This is a genomic window from Pseudohaemophilus paraphrohaemolyticus, from assembly GCF_003253115.1.
In the GTDB taxonomy this organism is placed as follows: Bacteria; Pseudomonadota; Gammaproteobacteria; order Enterobacterales; family Pasteurellaceae; genus Haemophilus_A; species Haemophilus_A paraphrohaemolyticus_A.
Window position 1 is genome coordinate 55824 of the sequence record NZ_QEQF01000005.1, and the last position, 18962, is coordinate 74785.

General features: G+C 41.5%; 12 protein-coding genes and 4 pseudogenes. 14 read left to right on the plus strand and 2 right to left on the minus strand.

Features of this window, described 5'->3' with window-relative positions; all coding sequences use genetic code 11:
• Positions 1-3 precede the first annotated feature (3 nt).
• The 4 genes from glyS (at position 4) to DPV92_RS06145 (ending at position 5413) form a co-directional block, all read left to right on the plus strand.
• A complete protein-coding gene (gene glyS / locus DPV92_RS06130; RefSeq protein ID WP_111354121.1) occupies positions 4-2067 on the plus strand; it encodes a glycine--tRNA ligase subunit beta in 2064 nt (687 codons plus the stop codon).
• Between the two features lie 60 nt (positions 2068-2127).
• A complete protein-coding gene (locus DPV92_RS06135) occupies positions 2128-2415 on the plus strand; it encodes a DUF5377 family protein (protein ID WP_111354122.1) in 288 nt (95 codons plus the stop codon).
• Positions 2416-2550: 135 nt separating this feature from the next.
• Positions 2551-3462, plus strand: a complete 912-nt coding sequence (xerC, locus tag DPV92_RS06140) for a tyrosine recombinase XerC (protein WP_111354123.1) — start codon at positions 2551-2553, stop codon at positions 3460-3462.
• A 79-nt stretch (positions 3463-3541) separates the two neighbouring features.
• Entirely contained in the window at positions 3542-5413 is a 1872-nt protein-coding gene (locus tag DPV92_RS06145) for an SLC13 family permease (RefSeq protein WP_111354124.1), read from the plus strand.
• A 95-nt stretch (positions 5414-5508) separates the two neighbouring features.
• Here DPV92_RS06145 and DPV92_RS06150 read toward each other — a convergent pair whose 3' ends face one another.
• Positions 5509-7029 (minus strand): catalase, encoded by a 1521-nt coding sequence (locus DPV92_RS06150; protein ID WP_111354125.1) that lies wholly within the window; start codon positions 7027-7029, stop codon positions 5509-5511.
• A gap of 388 nt (positions 7030-7417) precedes the next feature.
• On the opposite strand from DPV92_RS06150, the gene metE reads away from it, so the two are divergent.
• The 6 genes and pseudogenes from metE (at position 7418) to DPV92_RS06180 (ending at position 12402) form a co-directional block, all read left to right on the plus strand.
• The gene (gene metE, locus DPV92_RS06155; protein ID WP_111354126.1) at positions 7418-9688 is read left to right on the plus strand and encodes a 5-methyltetrahydropteroyltriglutamate--homocysteine S-methyltransferase; all 2271 of its coding nucleotides are present in this window, start codon (positions 7418-7420) and stop codon (positions 9686-9688) included.
• Positions 9689-9852: 164 nt separating this feature from the next.
• Positions 9853-10176, plus strand: coding sequence for an ESPR domain-containing protein (locus tag DPV92_RS06160; protein ID WP_111354127.1), 324 nt, complete (start codon positions 9853-9855; stop codon positions 10174-10176).
• Positions 10173-11558: a YadA family autotransporter adhesin gene (locus DPV92_RS06165; RefSeq protein WP_115041280.1), complete on the plus strand. Its 1386-nt coding sequence runs from the start codon at positions 10173-10175 to the stop codon at positions 11556-11558. Before DPV92_RS06160 ends, DPV92_RS06165 begins: the two co-directional genes overlap by 4 nt.
• A 186-nt stretch (positions 11559-11744) precedes the next feature.
• A pseudogene (locus DPV92_RS06170) lies at positions 11745-11861 on the plus strand (dihydroorotate dehydrogenase (quinone)); the annotation flags it as partial.
• A gap of 19 nt (positions 11862-11880) precedes the next feature.
• Positions 11881-11985 (plus strand): annotated as a pseudogene (locus DPV92_RS10005) (cation diffusion facilitator family transporter); the annotation flags it as partial.
• 24 nt (positions 11986-12009) lie between these two features.
• A pseudogene (locus DPV92_RS06180) lies at positions 12010-12402 on the plus strand (MerR family transcriptional regulator).
• Between the two features lie 101 nt (positions 12403-12503).
• Here DPV92_RS06180 and DPV92_RS06185 read toward each other — a convergent pair.
• A pseudogene (locus tag DPV92_RS06185) lies at positions 12504-12747 on the minus strand (transposase); the annotation flags it as partial.
• Positions 12748-12994: 247 nt separating this feature from the next.
• Here DPV92_RS06185 and DPV92_RS06190 point away from each other — a divergent pair.
• The 4 genes from DPV92_RS06190 (at position 12995) to DPV92_RS06205 (ending at position 18956) form a co-directional block, all read left to right on the plus strand.
• Positions 12995-15733 (plus strand): M16 family metallopeptidase, encoded by a 2739-nt coding sequence (locus DPV92_RS06190; protein ID WP_111354129.1) that lies wholly within the window; start codon positions 12995-12997, stop codon positions 15731-15733.
• A 246-nt stretch (positions 15734-15979) separates the two neighbouring features.
• Positions 15980-17650 (plus strand): ABC transporter ATP-binding protein/permease, encoded by a 1671-nt coding sequence (locus tag DPV92_RS06195; protein ID WP_111354130.1) that lies wholly within the window; start codon positions 15980-15982, stop codon positions 17648-17650.
• Positions 17651-17690: 40 nt separating this feature from the next.
• Positions 17691-17954 (plus strand): GrxA family glutaredoxin, encoded by a 264-nt coding sequence (locus DPV92_RS06200; protein ID WP_111354131.1) that lies wholly within the window; start codon positions 17691-17693, stop codon positions 17952-17954.
• A gap of 144 nt (positions 17955-18098) precedes the next feature.
• Positions 18099-18956: a phosphoribosylaminoimidazolesuccinocarboxamide synthase gene (locus DPV92_RS06205; RefSeq protein ID WP_111354132.1), complete on the plus strand. Its 858-nt coding sequence runs from the start codon at positions 18099-18101 to the stop codon at positions 18954-18956.
• Positions 18957-18962: the final 6 nt, after the last annotated feature.

Here is an 18962-nt window from a genome sequence, read left to right on the forward strand (position 1 = left end):
AAAATGAAAGAAAACTTCCTAGTAGAAATCGGTACGGAAGAGCTGCCACCAAAAGCTCTCAAAACATTAGCGACCTCTTTTGCGGATAACGTTGAAGCGGAATTAAACCAAGCAGGTTTAACCTTCGATAAAATCGAATGGTTTGCAGCACCACGTCGTTTGGCGCTGAAAGTGTTGAACTTAGCCACACAACAGCCAAGCAAAGAAATCGAAAAACGTGGGCCGGCAGTGTCTGCGGCGTTTGATGCGGAAGGTAAACCAACAAAAGCGGCTGAAGGCTGGGCGCGCGGTTGTGGCATTACCGTTGAGCAAGCAGAACGCATTGCGACTGATAAAGGTGAATGGCTCGTTCACCGTGCGAAAATTGAAGGTCAGCCGACTAAAAACTTGCTTAGCGGCATAGTGGCAAATGCATTAGCGAAATTGCCAATTCCAAAACCAATGCGTTGGGCAGACAAAACCGTGCAATTTATCCGTCCGGTTCACACGGTAACTTTGTTATTGGGCGATGAGTTAATCGAAGGTGAAATTTTAGGTGTGGCAAGCGCACGCACCATTCGCGGTCACCGTTTCTTAGGCAAGAAAGAATTTGAAATTCAACATGCAGACCAATATCCACAATTATTACGTGAAAAAGGTTCTGTAGTGGCGGACTTCAATGAGCGTAAAGCAGAAATTCTTGCAAAATCTCAAGCAAAAGCGACCGCACTTGGCGGTGTGGCTGATATTGAAGAAAGCTTGCTTGAGGAAGTCACTTCATTGGTGGAATATCCAAACGTATTAGCGGCAAAATTCGAAGAACGTTTCTTAGCCGTGCCTCCGGAAGCCTTGGTTTACACCATGAAAGGTGACCAAAAATATTTCCCGATTTATGACAAAGATGGCAAATTATTACCGCACTTTATTTTCGTCTCGAACATCAACCCTGAAGATCCAACCGCGATTATCGAAGGGAACGAAAAAGTGGTTCGCCCACGTTTAACCGATGCGGAATTCTTCTTCAAAACCGACTTAAAACAAAAACTGGTTGATCGTTTACCACGTTTAGAAACTGTGTTGTTCCAACAACAACTGGGTACATTGAAAGACAAAACTGACCGCATTGAACAACTTGCAGGCGAAATTGCAAAACAAATCGGTGCAGACGAAGCGAAAGCAAAACGTGCGGGGTTACTGTCAAAATGTGACTTAATGACCAACATGGTATTCGAATTTACTGATACGCAAGGCGTAATGGGTATGCACTATGCTCGTCACGACGGTGAAGACGAAGAAGTCGCAGTGGCGTTAAACGAACAATATATGCCACGCTTTGCGGGGGATGAATTACCAAAATCACTCGTGGCAAGTGCGGTCGCTTTAGCCGATAAATTTGATACCTTAACGGGGATCTTCGGCATTGGCCAAGCACCGAAAGGCAGCGCCGACCCATTTGCATTGCGTCGTGCGGCATTAGGTGCATTACGTATTATCGTAGAGAAAAACTTACCACTTGATTTAGAAGATTTAGTGAAAAAATCAGCCGCACTTTTCGGTGATAAACTCACGAATCAAAACGTAGTTACTGATGTGGTGGACTTCATGCTTGGCCGTTTCCGTGCATGGTATCAAGATGAAGGCATTGCGGTGGATGTGATTCAATCGGTATTGGCGCGTCGTCCAACTCGCCCAGCTGATTTTGATGCGCGTGTGCGTGCGGTTTCACACTTCCGTACTTTAGATTCAGCGGAAGCGTTAGCGGCAGCAAACAAACGTGTAAGCAATATCTTAGCGAAAGCGGATGCTGCAATCGGCGAGATCAATTTGACCGCTTGCGTAGAGCCAGCAGAAAAAGCCCTTGCTGAAGCTGTACTAGCATTACGTACTGAAGTACAACCGCTTATCGCACAAGGCGATTACACGGCAGTATTAGATAAATTAGCGAACTTACGCGCACCGGTAGACAGTTTCTTTGATAATGTGATGGTAAATGCTGAAGATCCAGCATTACGCCAAAATCGCTTAGCGATTTTAAATACGTTACAAGGGTTATTCTTACAAGTGGCGGATATTTCTGTTTTACAATAAAAACATAAAGGGCAATGAAAATTGCCCTTTCATTTACCCCAAAATAAGAAGGAAAGCACAATGTCAAAAACTGAAATTTTATTTAGCAATAACTGGAATGTTCGCGTGAGTGATCCAGGTGAGGAAGGCAATGTAAACCACTTTTTTGAAACTGTTTATCTTACGCTTGAAGCCAAAATGGAGAACGGCAAAGCAACTTATGAATTCGTGCGTAAAGTGGAAGATGATGTGAAAGTACAACGCCAATTCACTGATTTAGATGAGCTGTTTGAGTTCTTAGGTCAATATTTAAGCCCTATTGCCTTGGGTAATGTGGGCGTGAAGATTGGGCAGTTAAATCTTGCCTAATTTCATGTAGGGTGTGTGAATGAAATTCCACGCACGCAAGCGGTCTATTTTTTCTAAACCTTTGCAAAACGTGGGTAGAATTGCATTTCACAGATCCTACAAGTTGGTAAAATTTCTAAAAAATAAACCGCTTGTATGCTCCATTCTGATAATCCTCTCTTCCAACAAACCTCCCCTTACTGGGACTATCTCCGCCTTGAAAAACAGGTCAGTCCGCATACGCTTAAAAATTACCAACGCCAATTATTCGCTGTTTGTGAGTTTCTTGATTATCAACAAGTGCAATCTTGGTTGGATGTCGATAGTTCAACTGTGCGTTGGGTGTTAAGCCAAAGCCATAAACAGGGCTTAAGTGCAAAAAGTATTGGTTTGCGATTGGTCGTATTGCGGCAATGGTTTGCTTATCTTTTGAAGATGGGCGAAATTAGCGTGAACCCTGCGGTAGGTATAAAAGCACCAAAGCAGCCAAAGCATTTGCCGAAAAATGTGGAAGCGGAACAGCTTTCCCAATTGCTAAATGTCGAGGCAAATTCACCGCTTGAAAAACGCGATTTAGCGATGATGGAACTGATGTATAGCTCCGGTTTGCGTTTGTCTGAATTGCAAGGCTTAGATTTAGATAAGTTAGATTTACAAGCGGGCGAGGTACGTTTGTTGGGAAAAGGAAACAAAGAGCGAATCGTGCCTGTGGGTTCGAAAGCAAAACAAGCGTTAGAAGCTTGGCTTGCTGTACGTGGTGGATTTTCACCTAAAGATAATGCCATTTTTCTGAACCAACGCGGCGGGCGGTTATCGCACCGTTCCATTCAGCTGATTATGGAAAAATGGGGCAAAAAACAGGGGCTAGAAGCCCATCTTAATCCGCATAAACTCCGCCACTCATTTGCAACGCATATGTTGGAAGGCTCAGGCGATTTACGTGCAGTACAAGAACTACTCGGACACAGTAGCCTTTCAACGACCCAAATTTATACCCATTTGGATTTCCAACATCTGGCTCATGTGTATGACCAAGCCCATCCGCGAGCACATCGAAAAAAATCTTAATTTTTTTGAGCAATCTTGCCGTCAATTTCCACAACAAGCGGTATAATTTTCAGCAAAGATTGCTAAATTTGAGACCGCTATGACCGCCTTTATCGAAAACATTTCCAACCATTTTCCACCTCTTTACTTCGTGTTAGCCCTGCTTGGCATGGCGATTGCCTTGTTTATTCAGAATAAATTGCGGATGGACACCGTAGCACTCCTTGTAATGCTCGGCTTTGGTTTAAGCGGTATTTTGACCACCGAAGAAATTTTTGCAGGCTTGGGCGATCCAAATATCGTCTTGCTTGCCTTGCTCTATATTATTGGCGAGGGGCTAGCTCGGACAGGTGTGGCAAATATGATCAGCGATTGGCTGATGAGGGTGGCAGGTGCAAGCGAGACCAAACTATTGGTGCTGTTAATGCTTTCAATTGGCTTGCTTGGATCATTTATGAGCTCAACGGGTATTGTGGCGATATTTATTCCTGTGGTATTGGCAATTTGTGCAAGCATGAACATTTCTCCGCGTCGCCTGATGATGCCACTCAGTATGGCAGGTTTGATTAGCGGTATGATGACCTTAATTGCCACTGCACCGAATCTTGTTACCCATTCCGAGCTAATCAAAGAGGGCTACAAAGGTTTTCACTTTTTCAGTTTTACGCCGATTGGGATTATGGTGCTGATTTTGGCGATTGCTTATATGCTCGTGACTCGTCATTGGTTAAATGATGACAAAATCGCCCCTAGCTCTCCCAATCATAGCGATGATTCTATGGCAAAACTGATTGAGGAATATCAGCTTAACGGGCGTGCCAAGATGGTGATTTTAGCGGCAGATTCGCCTTTCATCGGTAAAACAATTGATGAACTTAAACTGCGTTCGCTCTATCAAATGAATGTGATTGCGGTGCAACGTTTTAAGAATTTTAGCCACCTTACACTTGCCGCCTTCGGTAATACGCAGTTGCAGAAAAAAGATATTCTACTAATGGATATTGGCATCAGTGAGGAGGAATTTGAAGCATTATGCGAAAAGTTAAAACTGCAACATATTGAGTTAAAAGGTAGCTATTTTTCTACTCATGCAAAATCGGTTGGCATGGCAGAGTTGGCAATTAAACCTGAAACCGAAAGTGTGGGACGGAGTATTAACGAGCTTGGTTTTCGCTCACGTTATGGCGTAAGTATTATCGGGATTAAACGCGATAAAGCCATTTTGCAAGATAACCTGCTGACCGAAACAATTAAACCTGGCGATATTCTGCTCGTGATCGGCATTTGGTCGAAAATTGAAATACTGATGCAAAACCGCAAAGATTTCTTCTTGCTCACACTGCCCAAAGAGAGCAAACAAGCCGTACCAGCAGCCAGTCAAGCACCGCATGCGATTTTTTCTGTATTCGTAATGGTTCTGCTAATGGTAACGGGTATTGTGCCAAACGTAATTGCAGCCCTAATTGGCTGTCTATTGCTCGGTAAATTCCGCTGTATTGATATGAAATCGGCGTATGCTTCGATTCATATCCCAAGCCTGATCCTAATTGTCGGAATGATGCCATTTTCGATTGCAATGCAAAAAACGGGAGGGGTAAGTTTGATGGTGGAAGAGTTTATCCGAATGACTGGGGGCGAGAGCACCAGCTCATTCTTTATTTTGCTTGGCTTATTCGCCTTAACCACAGTAGTTGGGCTCTTTATCTCCAACACCGCCACTGCGATTTTAATGGCACCAATTGCAATTGAAATTGCTAAACAGCTCAGCTATTCACCAACTGCTTTAGTGATGGTGGTGGCAATTGCTTCTTCTGCTGCATTTATGACCCCGATTTCCTCACCTGTGAATACGATGGTGATTGGTCCCGCGGGCTACCGATTCGGCGATTTTGTGAAAATTGGCGTGCCATTTACAATTATCGTAATGTTCGCCACAGTGTTGTTGGTGCCAGTGTTGTTTCCATTGCAATAAAACTCCACAGCAGACAAAGCATAATAAATAAAAAGGCAGTTTCTCTAATGAAAAACTGCCGTTTTTTCTATCTAATTGTTAGCTAAAAGCAAAGATTACAACAATCCACCTTGTCCTAAAGCAGGATCAGTATCACGAGCTTTTAACGCATCTTCCACCGTTAAACCTAATGCTTTTGCGATACCTGCACCGTATGCTGGATCGCACCAGTGGCAGTTACGGATGTGGCGATATTTGATAAAATCAGGTGCGTCGCCCATTGCAGCTGCAGTGTTGTTGAATAACGCTTGTTTTTGCTCTGCGCTCATTAAGTTAAATAATGCACGCGGTTGGCTGAAGTAATCGTTATCGTCGTTGCGATAATCCCAATGTGCCGCATCGCCATTGATACGAAGTGGTGGCTCAGCAAAATCTGGTTGTTGTTGCCATTGGCTGAAGCTGTTTGGCTCGTAGTGCGGTAGGCTACCGTAGTTGCCATCTACACGGCCTTGACCATCACGTTGGTTGCTATGCACTGGACAACGTGGGCGGTTTACAGGGATTTGACGATAGTTCACGCCTAAACGGTAACGTTGTGCATCCGCATAGTTGAATAAACGAGCTTGTAACATTTTATCTGGGCTTGCGCCGATACCTGGAACTAAATTGCTTGGTGCAAATGCAGATTGTTCTACATCAGCAAAGAAGTTTTCTGGGTTACGGTTAAGTTCAAACTCACCCACTTCAATTAACGGATAATCTTTTTTCGGCCATACTTTTGTCAAGTCGAATGGATGATAAGCTACTTTTTCCGCATCTGCTTCTGGCATAATTTGTACGAATAGCGTCCATTTCGGGAAGTCGCCACGTTCAATTGCTTCATATAAATCACGTTGGTGACTTTCGCGGTCGTTTGCAATCACAGCTGCCGCTTCCGCATCGGTTAAGTTTTTGATGCCTTGTTGTGTATGGAAGTGGAATTTTACCCAGAAACGTTCGCCTGCTTCGTTCCAGAAGCTGTAAGTGTGTGAACCGTAACCATGCATATGACGATAGCTTGCAGGAATACCACGATCACTCATTACAACGGTTACTTGGTGTAATGCCTCAGGTAATAATGTCCAGAAATCCCAGTTATTGGTTGCTGAACGCATATTAGTGCGAGGATCACGTTTTACCGCTTTGTTTAAATCTGGGAATTTACGTGGATCACGTAAGAAGAACACAGGGGTATTGTTACCCACTAAGTCCCAGTTACCTTCTTCGGTATAGAATTTTAATGCGAAACCGCGAATATCACGCTCTGCATCAGCCGCACCACGTTCACCCGCAACAGTGGTAAAGCGTGCGAACATTTCTGTTTTTTTACCCACTTCACTGAAGATTTTTGCACGCGTATATTTCGTAATATCGTGTGTAACGGTAAAGGTACCAAATGCACCAGAACCTTTCGCGTGCATACGACGCTCAGGAATCACTTCACGCACGAAATCGGCTAATTTTTCATTAAGCCACAAATCTTGTGCAAGTAATGGACCACGCGAACCAGCGGTTAAGCTATTTTGGTTATCTGCAACAGGTGCACCATTGCCCATGGTAAGATTGGTATGCGCAAAAGGGCATTTTGAAGAACTCATAGGAAACTCCTTGTAAAATAAATAGGTAATCGTTAGGTTGAAATAAATTTCGTAAACATCTTACAAAAAGGTTTTAACGATTGAAAGCTATCAAATCAATTCAAGAAAACTATTTTTACCTATTCTTTTAAAGGAAAAACAATTTCCGATTCGCACTATCACTCATAACGTTTCACCAACATCGCCATCATCCTCATCACATAAGCAACGCCAACCAAAATCGCAAAATAATCCATAAAACAATCAATTAAACAACATTAAAAATATTCATAATGAATTAGAAAATTATGAAGTTGCATAATGTATAAAAAAGTTAGAAGATGTGTACCAAGCAGTTTAGACGGCTAAACGTCTAAATAAACTCAATTTAAAATAGCAGGAGTACATTATGACAACAGCACATATCTTAGGCTTTCCTCGTGTAGGGGCAAAACGTGAATTAAAATTTGCACAAGAACGTTATTGGCGTAAAGAATTAGCAGAGCAAGATTTATTAGATTTAGCGAAAGCGTTGCGTGAAAAAAACTGGAAACATCAAGCTGCGGCGAATGCAGATTTCGTTGCAGTGGGCGATTTCACGTTCTACGATCATATTTTAGATTTACAAGTGGCAACAGGGGCAATTCCTGCTCGTTTTGGTTTTGATAGCCAAAACTTAACCCTTGATCAATATTTCCAACTTGCACGTGGTAACAAAGATCAATTTGCGATTGAAATGACCAAATGGTTTGATACGAACTATCACTATCTTGTGCCTGAGTTCCAAAAATCGACCGCTTTCAAAGCAAATCCAGCTCATTACGTGAATCAAATTCGTGAAGCAAAAGATTTAGGCTTAAACTTCAAACCGGTGATTGTTGGCCCATTAACATTCTTATGGTTAGGTAAAGAAAAAGGCGAAGCATTTAACCGTTTCGATTTATTAAATCAATTAGTGCCTGTTTATGTTGAAATCTTAAACGCATTAGTGGCTGAAGGTGCAGAGTGGATTCAAATTGATGAACCGGCATTAGCATTAGATTTACCTGCAGAATGGGTCGAAGCCTATAAATCTGTGTATGCTGAATTAAGCAAAGTGAACGCAAAATTATTATTAGCCACTTATTTTGGTTCCGTTGCACAACACGCTGAGTTATTAAAAGCCTTACCTGTTGCGGGCTTGCATTTAGATTTAGTGCGTGCACCAGAACAACTTACAGCATTTGAAGATTACAGCAAAGTGCTTTCAGCTGGCGTGATTGAAGGCCGTAATATCTGGCGTGCAAACTTAAACAAAGTGTTAGATGTATTAGAGCCATTAAAAGCAAAATTAGGCGAGCGTTTATGGATTGCACCAAGCTGTTCATTATTGCACACCCCATTTGACTTAGAAGTGGAAGTGCAATTAAAAGAGAAAAATCCTGCACTTTATAGCTGGTTATCTTTCACGCTACAAAAAGTAGAAGAATTAAATGTATTAAAACAAGCCTTAAATCATGGTAGAGCGCCTGTACAAGCAGCATTAGATGCAAGCCAAGCGGCAGCAGATGCACGCTCAACCTCAAAAGAAATTCATCGCCCAGAAGTAGCAGAACGTTTAGCAAACTTACCAAAAGGTGCGGATCAACGTAAATCGCCATTTGCAGAACGTATTGTTAAGCAAAATGCTTGGTTAAATTTACCGCTTCTGCCAACTACAAACATTGGTTCATTCCCACAAACGACTGAAATTCGTCATGCTCGTGCAAGTTTCAAAAAAGGCGAGTTATCTCTTGCAGATTACGAAGCAGCAATGAAAAAAGAAATTGAATACGTCGTGCGTCGCCAAGAAGAATTAGATTTAGATGTATTAGTTCACGGCGAAGCAGAACGCAACGACATGGTGGAATATTTTGGGGAATTATTAGACGGTTTCGCCTTCACTAAATTTGGTTGGGTACAAAGTTACGGTTCACGTTGTGTTAAACCACCAGTGATTTACGGTGATGTGACCCGCCCAGAGCCAATGACAGTACGTTGGTCTCAATATGCACAAAGCCTCACAAACCGTGTAATGAAAGGAATGCTCACAGGCCCTGTGACTATTTTACAATGGTCATTCGTGCGTAACGATATTCCACGTTCAACCGTATGTAAACAAATCGGCGTGGCATTATCTGATGAAGTGTTAGATTTAGAAGCGGCAGGCATTAAAGTTATCCAAATTGATGAGCCAGCCATTCGTGAAGGTTTACCACTTAAACGTGCAGATTGGGATGCGTACTTACAATGGGCAGGCGAAGCATTCCGTTTAAGCTCAATGGGCGTGCAAGATGATACACAAATTCACACTCACATGTGTTATTCCGAGTTTAACGACATCTTACCTGCCATTGCGGCATTAGATGCGGACGTGATTACCATCGAAACCTCTCGTTCAGATATGGAATTATTAGATGCCTTCGTAAAATTCAACTACCCGAATGACATCGGTCCAGGTGTGTATGATATCCACAGCCCTCGTGTACCAACCGCAGGTGAAATTGAACACTTATTACGCAAAGCGTTAAATGTCATTCCAAAAGAACGCTTATGGGTAAACCCAGACTGTGGCTTAAAAACACGCGGCTGGACAGAAACTATCGATCAATTAAAAGTGATGGTGGATGTAACCAAAAAATTACGTGCGGAATTAGCGTAAATTTTAAGTTTATTACTTAACTGTAACTTAAGGACTGAGGTTGTATTTTACCATTTCAGTCCTTTATATTTATGGTGAAACATAAAATAGATGATTGTTATAATTATGTTGTTGTGTATAATCCGCGTTCAATTTTTTAATGTAACTATCTAAAGAGGAAAATTATGAATAAAATTTTTAGAATTGTATGGAACGAAGCAGCTCAAGCCTGGGGCGCAGTATCTGAACTGACTAAAAAACACAAAAAACGTGCTTCTGTAACCGCCGTTGCAGCTGCTCTTGTTGCTGGTCTGCTTTCTCCCTTCGCGCAGGCGTCTGTTGGTGCGTCGAGTGGAAAAAATGAGCGTGAGAATGTAGGCCCTGATAATTTGAATACAGACTACTATTTTCGTGTTACGACTACTAACACTGGTGAGCCAGAGGATCTTGAGCATTATAATGGATGCCGCAATGGAAATGCAGATGCTGCGGCCCAAATACAGAGATGAATATAGGCACAGTAGATACAACTAAAGCTGATTCTATAACAGAAGAGAATAGCGATAATTCCAGATTGGTTTTAGAAGGGAATAAAGGGATTAGACTTACAAGAAAGAACGATGAATATACGGCTCATAAAATCACCTTTGATGCGCCAGTTGAGGCTGCACAGGGTAGCAATGCGATATCAATAGAACAGCCTGTGGAAGGTGAAAAAGCAGGTCATACAATTATTAAATCTGAGATCATATCCGGTACTCCAGATAAAATAGGAGTGGAATCTAAAGATGGTATAACCAAAATTACCTGGGTAGGTGGTGATACTGCTGGTGGTGGTGCGGGCGACAAAGGCCCTCAAGGTGACAAAGGTCTTCAAGGCGACAAGGGTCTTCAAGGCGACAAAGGTCTTCAAGGCGACAAAGGTCTTCAAGGCGATAAAGGTCTTCAAGGCGATAAAGGTCTTCAAGGCGATAAAGGTCTTCAAGGCGACAAAGGTCTTCAAGGCGACAAAGGTATTCAAGGCGACAAAGGTATTCAAGGCGATAAAGGTCTTCAAGGCGATAAAGGTCTTCAAGGCGACAAAGGTCTTAAAGGCGACAAAGGTGAAAAAGGTGATACTGGCCGTCGAGTAATTGAGGGTAACGGTATTACTGCTACAGTAGATAGTGTAAATGATACATTAACGATTGCAGCAAAAACCAAACCAAACGGTGGTATTAGCGCGAAAAGCGAAGGTCTTTCTATCGATACTGATAACGCAACGATCAAGGTGGATGATGCAGGCAAAGTCGCCGCGGTAACGGGTACGATCACAGCTGGAGAGACTCCATCTGTTGCTACAGCTGATGCGAATAAACTGGCGAAAGCTGGCGAAGTAGCGGAAGCGATTAAGGCTGCGAAAACTAAAGTAGTTGCTGGTAGTGGCATTAAAGTCACATCTAGTGGCAATGAATATACTGTTTCTGCCGACTTACCGTTTACTAAAAATGCAGATAAGTCAATTAGCTTAAATGAGGAAGGTGTAATCCGTAATGTGGCTAATGGGCGTGTTGCTAAAGACAGTAAAGATGCTGTGAATGGTAGTCAGTTACATGCTGTTGAACGCCGTTTGAGTGGCAATATGGATAAATTAAACCATCGCATCGATAAAGTGGGCAGACGTGCAGATGCTGGTACGGCAAGTGCAATTGCTACAGCAAACTTGCTCCAATCTTATCGGCCTGGTTTGTCAGCTGCTACTGCTGCAGTAGGTGAATATCGTGGCCAATCTGCGGTTGCTGTTGGTTATAGCCGCCTTTCTGATAATGGAAAATATGGGGTTAAACTCTCATTAGGTGCTAATACACAAGGTAATGTTGGTGCTGGTGCTGGTGTAGCATATTTCTGGTAATAACCTGATTTTCCTTTAACTTTCGAATGAAAGGTTGATATTAAAATGTGATGATTGCGTTGTGATCATCACATTTTTTATTATTTGCACATTATTCCTGTTCCTCGTAGAATACGAGCAATCTTACCTTTAAAGTGCGGTGAAAATTGACTGCACTTTTCTTACAGTCAACTATCCTGAGAGAGTTTGAACAAAGCCTATAACTACGCTGGTTACATTACGGTGAATATTTCATCACCAAATACACCAGATTTACGTCAGTTACAATATGGTGACTATTTCGATGGTTTATTGCGAAGCATTAGCATAGATTTGGTTATTTTTAAGTCTTTTTGTCTTATACAGCGACATTTCCACAGTTTTTCAAGCTGTTAAATCCTTGTATGATAGTAATACACATTTCTTATTAGATGATCATTCTCATTAAAGTAAAAAATTGCTTGAGGAAATAATGAAAATTAACGAATTAAGTAAATCTACGCATACTAATATTGAAACTATCCGCTACTATGAAAAGCAAGGAGTATTGCAGCCACCTACGCTATTGGCTAATGGTTATAGATATTATGATGAAGAAAGTGTAGAACAATTAAAATTCATCAAAAAATGTAGAACGTTGGGTTTCTCTTTAGATAATATTAAGGCACTCAATCGTATTAAATTCAGTATGGAAGATCATTATTAAGCGGATCAATTAGTATTGAATCAACTTATTCAAGTGGAAAATAAAATATTTCAATTATTAGAAATTAAAGATTTTTTACAGTCAATTGTTACCGAAAGTGAACATAATGAAGAAGAATGTAAAGCAATAGAAGGATTGAAAAGCGAATGCAACTTGTAAAATAAAGAAGATAGATTAATAAAAATACTTAAAAATTTGATCGCTCTTTGGGAAGAAAAGATGCCGCATAAATTTGATCAGCCCCCAAAAGTTAGACTAATTTAGTTCAAGGACTGAGTTCTGTCATTCACGGGGCTCAGTCCTTTTAGTTTCTCTTGAATTCGCTCATGGTTGTAATAATGAATGTACTCGTGGATCGTTTTTTTCCAGTTGTTCGAACGTTTCAAATCGTTTGCCGTAATAACATTCCATTTTTAATCGTCCAAAGAAGCTTTCCATCTTACTATTATCTAAACCATTCCCCTTCCTTGACATACTTTGTTGAATGCCATTCTCCCTGAGTATGTGCAGCAAGTATTCTAGTAAACAAATTACGTGAAGGAATTGGTGAGAACTTAAGATATACACGTAAAATGGGGTGCAACTTCTGGTTAGGGGCAACCTATAACTGATAATCCTCAACAAGCGGTGAAATTTCTCAAAGCATTTGCAAATATCTGCTAAAATTTCACCGCTTATATTTCTCCTCTCGTTTGGTTAATAAATTCAGGCAAGAGGCTTTTCTTTTTAGGCAAAAACATAAGGAAAAATCATGCGTTTTGCTCTCACAACTTTAGCGTTGTTAATCGCTTCAAATTTTGCGGTAGCGGAAAAATCTGCTCCCGTTCAAGGTCAATTAGATAATGGTTTGAAATACACCATTCTTCCTCTGCACGATGAAAAAGGGCATATCGAAATCAGAATGCGGGTGAATGCAGGATCAGTCGATGAAAATAACGATCAGGCGGGTGTGGCACATATGGTTGAGCGCCTTGTTTTCCGTGGTACAAACGCTCACCCGAATGGCTTAATTCCCTATTTACACGAACAAAAATGGGTGCGTGGTAAAAACTATAATGCGATAACTACTTCCGATAGCACCACTTATATGATGACTCCACCGAACACGGCGGGGTTGTCGAAAAGTTTTGATGCTTTGTCTCAAATGCTGTTTGGGGCAAAATTAACCCAAACAGATTTAGATGATGAACGCAAAATTATCTTAGAAGAGTGGCGTCAAGGTTTAAGCGTTGGGGCAACGATGAACGAACAACGTACCGCCTCCGTACGTGCGAATTCGCGTTATGCCCGCCATCGCGTGATTGGCACAGAGCAGAGCATCAACTCAATGCCTGCCACCCAGTTACAGCAGTTCTACCAAACGTGGTACACACCGAACAATATGAATTTGTTGGTGGTAGGCGATGTGGATCCTAGCAAAGCAAAGGAAGAAATCGACCTCTATTTTGGCAAAGTAGAGAAGAAAAACACGCCTGTGAGGGATTATTTAAACCCAACCTTAGCGGATCGTTTACAGATCAACAAACTGCAAGACCCTCGTAGTAGCGTAAGCCAAGTAGCTTATATTTTGCGTTTTGACGATGGTGCAAGCCGTGCTCAAACGGATGATGGACGTTATCAACGCTTGTTAGATCGTTTGGCACTTGCTAGCATTGTGCAACGTTTACGCAACCAATCGGAAATATTACCGAAAGGCGTTTCAGCGGTAGTACCAAGAAAATCTGACATCGGTACGCAAACTACGGCTCTTGGTTTATTTGCAACCGTTGAACCGACTGGGCATCCGCAAGGGTTGAAACAGATTTTCGAAGAAATCGAACGCCTAAAACGCTTCCCTATTACAGAAGAGGAATTAGCAAAACAGAAAGCACCGATTCAAGCTCAAATTGAGAATGCCAAAAAACACGATGGTGACCGTGAGTTTTCCCGCTGGGTGCAAGCGATGATAGACACTACATTGCTCGATAAACCTTTCCTGACTCAGCCTGAAATTGCTAATTTATCTGAACCGATACTGAAAAAAATCACAGCAGCGGAAGTAAACGCTCGTATTCAGCAATGGCTTGAGGCGAAAGATCGCATTGTGCAATATCAGCCACCGCGTGATACCAAGCTAGAAATCAGCGAAACTCAAGTGGTTCAGTTGCAAGCAGAGGCACAAAAAGCGGAAATTTCTGCACCACAACAAGAGAAAGAGATTGTGCCGATGTCGCTTGAACACGTGCAAGCCAAAGGCTCAATCACTTCGGTAGAGAAATTTGACGCTCAAAACGTGCAGCAGTGGACGCTCTCAAACGGTGATAAAGTGGTTTGGTTAAAATCTCCGCTTGCGAAAGATAAAACTTACTTCCAAGCTCAAAGTTCAGCAGGCTTTAAAGCGAAGGGGCTGGGCGAATGGCAGAGCCAAGTAGCATTGCAATTAATTGCACAAAATGCACCGCTTGATTGGGAACCTGAACAGTTGAAACATTGGAAAGAACTGAACAAAGTCAGTATTTCTCTCAAGCAGACGGCGACTAAATTGATCTTTGATGGTTCGGTCGAAAATGCGAAATTGGCGGATTTCTTGCGCCTGTTCTACGCTTATCAAGCGGAAACCAAAGTGAAAGACGGTTTGGATGAAACCAAAGAAACGCTTGGAAAAATGATAGCAACACAAAATGGTAAAAACAGCGAAAATGAACGCTTAAAAGCAATTTCAATATTGCGTTACAACCAAGAGAAAGTGGATGATATTCTGCCAAACAAAGATTCGCTGGAACAATTAACCGACAAATCTCTTAATGAAGAGTGGGCAAAAATGCTTCAAGCTCCAACCACTTATTATTTCATGAATGATATGAATGAAGACGAAATGAAAGGCTTAGTAACGCAATTTTTAAGCGATTTCCCACGCAGCAAGCGGTTCGATTCTGTCCAAGTTTTACCAACGGAAGGCAAGGCAATTGCCAGCTTTGCGATGAATCCTGAGCCGAAATCAGACGTAAAAATGTGGGCGTTTAGCTCGCATCAATGGCAAGGAAAAGACGCAGTTTTAGTCTCAATCTTACGCAATATTGCGACAAATAAGCTCAAAATGGCGTTAAGAGATAAGGAGTTGGGTATTTACAGCTTGCACTTTGAAAGCTCGCTCAATCCTGAAACTGATCGTATCGAAAGTGAGCTCTCTTTTGTCGCGAATCCTGATAATGCGGATAAGCTCATTGGGCAAGCCCGTGCGGTGTTTTATGCTTTGCCAGAGCAGATCACTGAAGAAGATGTAAAAATTGCGAAGGCACAGTTTGTCACGGCAGAAAAAGACCACTTGCAAGAACCAAGAACGTGGTTGGCACGTTTAATTTTAAGCGAAAACCACACAGGCAATCCGCAATATCTCACAGAGATGCAAAGCCTTGCTGATGGCATCACACTTGATAATGTGAAAGCGATGGCAAAAGAGATATATAACACCAATAATGAGAAGGTGTTTATTACAACGCCGAAGAGATAACTCAGATTAGTGTAGAAAAAACTAATTTCTTCGTTAATTACTACTGCCAAATCTCCCCCACCCCTCTTTGCTAAAGAGAGGGAATTTCCTTTCTGTAAACACGCACATTGGATATTTTGCTCTCAATGTGAAGTTAGATAATTACAATTTGATTTTTAAAGCCCCCCTCTTTAGCAAAGAGGGATAGGGAAGATTTGACAGAATAAAAAACGGAGGAATTCGGAATACAAACCCTAAAATTTTAATATGAAACAATTCCTCAAAAACTTTTATTCCCTTAGCAAACCCTATTGGGGCAGAAAATCGAACTGGTTGGCGTGGTTGATTGTAGGTGTCGTGATCGGCATCGGCTCAGTGATTACTTACCTCAACGTACAAATTTCCGACTGGTCGAAAGGCTTTTATGATGCCCTTTCTAACTTTGAAATCGAGAAATCCTACACGCTTTTGAACGAGTATTTTATTTACATCTCAATTTTTATCGTGATTAACGTTTACCGCACTTGGTTGCGGAAGTTGTTGATTATTCGCTGGCGTGAATTTATGACCAAGCAGTTCTTGGAAAAATGGTTTTCTAAACAGATCTATTACCGCTTGGCACATCGCAAGAAAATGGACAACCCCGACCAACGTATTGCGGAAGACATTAGCATTTTTATTGAGTACACCATTGAACTGACACTTTCGTTGATTTTCAATATTATCCAGCTTTGGGCGTTCTTTATGGTGTTGTGGAATTTAGCAAAATCGCCTGAATTTACCCTATTTGGCAAGAGTTTTGTTGTAGAAGGTTACTTAGTTTGGGTAGCAATGATTTATGCCGTATTAGGCACGATTATTACCCATTTAATCGGGCGAAAATTACACAATTTGAATTACCATCAACAACAATTCGAGGCGAACTTCCGTGCTAGCCTTGTACGTAAGCAGGAAAATGCCGAGCAGATTGCGTTGTATAAAGGGGAAGCGGTCGAAAAAGCCTCTCTTTTTGCTGAATTTAAAGCAATTGTAACCAACTGGCGTGCTTTGATGGATAAAGAAAAACAGCTAGGTTTCTTTACCGTAGGCTACGACCGCTTTTCACTTTTGTTGCCCGTGATTTTTTCAATCCCGCTTTTAGCCACTAAGGCGATTACCTTTGGGGGCATTATGCAAATTCGCACCGCATTTAGCGTGGTGATTGACGCTTTTAGCTGGTTTATTTTTGCCTATTCTAGCTTGCCAAAATGGTCGGCTTCGATTAGCCGTTTGAGCCAATTGCAACGTGAAATGAATGAGCTTGAACAGCTGATCAAATCAGAAGTAGAAAGCTCAGATAAATTGCTGGATATGCAAGAACTTGCAATTTATACCCCAGAAAATAACCGCTTGTTTAGCCATTTATCGCTTGCTATTGATGGACAAAAATGGGTTCGCTTGAAAGGAAAAAGCGGTTTGGGTAAATCGACTTTCCTACGTTTACTCAGTGGTATTTGGGACTATTTTGATGGCGGATATAAAGTGCCACAAGGTAAGAGTTTACTTGTGCCACAACGTAGTTACTTAAATGAAGGCACGCTTGCAGATGTATTGAGTTATCCAGAGCATCAAATTTATTCTGATGACGAGATGAATCAGGTGTTAGCAGATGTAGGATTGAAGCAGTGGCAAAATCGTTTGCAAGAGCAGCAGGCTTGGCATCACGTTTTCTCAGGCGGCGAGCAACAACGTATTGCTTTTGCTCGTATTTTACTCAATAAGCCTGAAGTGATTTATCTAGACGAAGCGACTTCTAGCCTTGACAGCGAATCGGCTCAAGCGATGTTTGGCTTGATTAAGCAACATTTACCGCAATCGTCAGTGGTTTATATTAGTCACCAAGCCGAATTAGAAAAATTTGCAGATCAAGAGATAGATTTAACCGCTTACAAAGAGTAAGATGCTGTTACTTACAACAAGGAAAAACAGAGAGGTAACGATGTTTGTTGAAATTTATGGGCGTTTAACTTGTCCATATTGCATTCGTGCAAAAGCATTAGCAGAAAAAATGAAATCAGAATTAGCCGATTTCGATTTTAAATTTGTGAATATGCCTGAAGAAGGGATTACCAAAGAAGATTTAGTGCCACGTGTTGGCAAGCCAGTTGAAACTGTGCCACAAATTTTCTTAGATAACATTCATGTTGGCGGTTGCACCGATTTCCAAGCGTTAGTGAAAGAGAAGTTTGGGATTGAGGTGTAATTAAACCAAAAGAAAAAGTCTAGCGTTTGCTAGACTTTTTTGTTATGCATCAACTTTTAGTATTATCAAAATCCATCGCAATCGTTTGCGTAAAGCGGTATAATTTGCTCAATTTTTTACATTCACTTCAAATAGGACCTCAAAATGCAAATCAGCTTAAAAAAAATCTACTCTGGCAAAGTGCGTGATTTATACGAGATTGACGACAAACGTATGCTTATGGTGGCAACGGATCGTCTGTCTGCCTTTGATGTTATCTTAGATGAGCCGATTCCGCACAAAGGCGAAATCTTGACCCAAATTTCGAATTTCTGGTTTAATAAATTAGCCGATATTATGCCAAATCACTTCACGGGCGATTCTGTATTTGATGTGTTACCAAAAGAAGAAGCGGAAGCAATCCAACATCGTGCGGTAGTGTGTAAGCGCTTAACTCCTGTGAAAATTGAGTCTATCGTGCGTGGTTATTTAACCGGTTCTGGCTTAAAAGATTATAAAAAAACGGGGACGATTTGCGGTTTAGCCTTGCCTGAAGGCTTGGTGGAAGCAAGCAAATTACCAGAACCGATTTTCACACCATCAAGCAAAGCGGAAGTGGGCGATCACGACATCAATATCAGCTATGAAGAATGCGAACATCAAATCGGAAAAGCATTAGCTAAACAAGTGAAAGAGGCAGCACTTGCACTTTACACTAAAGCGGCTGAATATGCGTTAACAAAAGGCATTATTATCTGCGACACAAAATTTGAATTTGGATTAGATGAGAATGGCGTACTCACTTTGATGGACGAAGTGCTCACGCCAGATTCAAGTCGTTTCTGGGCAGTAAAAAACTACAAAGAGGGCACAAACCCGCCATCTTTCGATAAGCAATTTGTGCGTGACTGGCTAGAAAACAGCGGTTGGAACAAACAAGCTCCTGCACCGAAAATTCCACAAGAAGTGATTGAAAAAACCGTGGCAAAATATCAAGAAGCGTTGGATTTATTGACTAAATAAAACGAA

Coding starts and splice junctions, on each gene's coding strand:
- DPV92_RS06195 (WP_111354130.1), top strand. CDS start 15,980: ATGAAACAATTCCTCAAAAACTTTTATTCCCTTAGCAAACCCTATTGG.
- DPV92_RS06200 (WP_111354131.1), top strand. CDS start 17,691: ATGTTTGTTGAAATTTATGGGCGTTTAACTTGTCCATATTGCATTCGT.
- DPV92_RS06145 (WP_111354124.1), top strand. CDS start 3,542: ATGACCGCCTTTATCGAAAACATTTCCAACCATTTTCCACCTCTTTAC.
- DPV92_RS06205 (WP_111354132.1), top strand. CDS start 18,099: ATGCAAATCAGCTTAAAAAAAATCTACTCTGGCAAAGTGCGTGATTTA.
- glyS (WP_111354121.1), top strand. CDS start 4: ATGAAAGAAAACTTCCTAGTAGAAATCGGTACGGAAGAGCTGCCACCA.
- DPV92_RS06135 (WP_111354122.1), top strand. CDS start 2,128: ATGTCAAAAACTGAAATTTTATTTAGCAATAACTGGAATGTTCGCGTG.
- DPV92_RS06160 (WP_111354127.1), top strand. CDS start 9,853: ATGAATAAAATTTTTAGAATTGTATGGAACGAAGCAGCTCAAGCCTGG.
- xerC (WP_111354123.1), top strand. CDS start 2,551: ATGCTCCATTCTGATAATCCTCTCTTCCAACAAACCTCCCCTTACTGG.
- DPV92_RS06165 (WP_115041280.1), top strand. CDS start 10,173: ATGAATATAGGCACAGTAGATACAACTAAAGCTGATTCTATAACAGAA.
- DPV92_RS06190 (WP_111354129.1), top strand. CDS start 12,995: ATGCGTTTTGCTCTCACAACTTTAGCGTTGTTAATCGCTTCAAATTTT.
- metE (WP_111354126.1), top strand. CDS start 7,418: ATGACAACAGCACATATCTTAGGCTTTCCTCGTGTAGGGGCAAAACGT.
- DPV92_RS06150 (WP_111354125.1), bottom strand. CDS start 7,029: ATGAGTTCTTCAAAATGCCCTTTTGCGCATACCAATCTTACCATGGGC.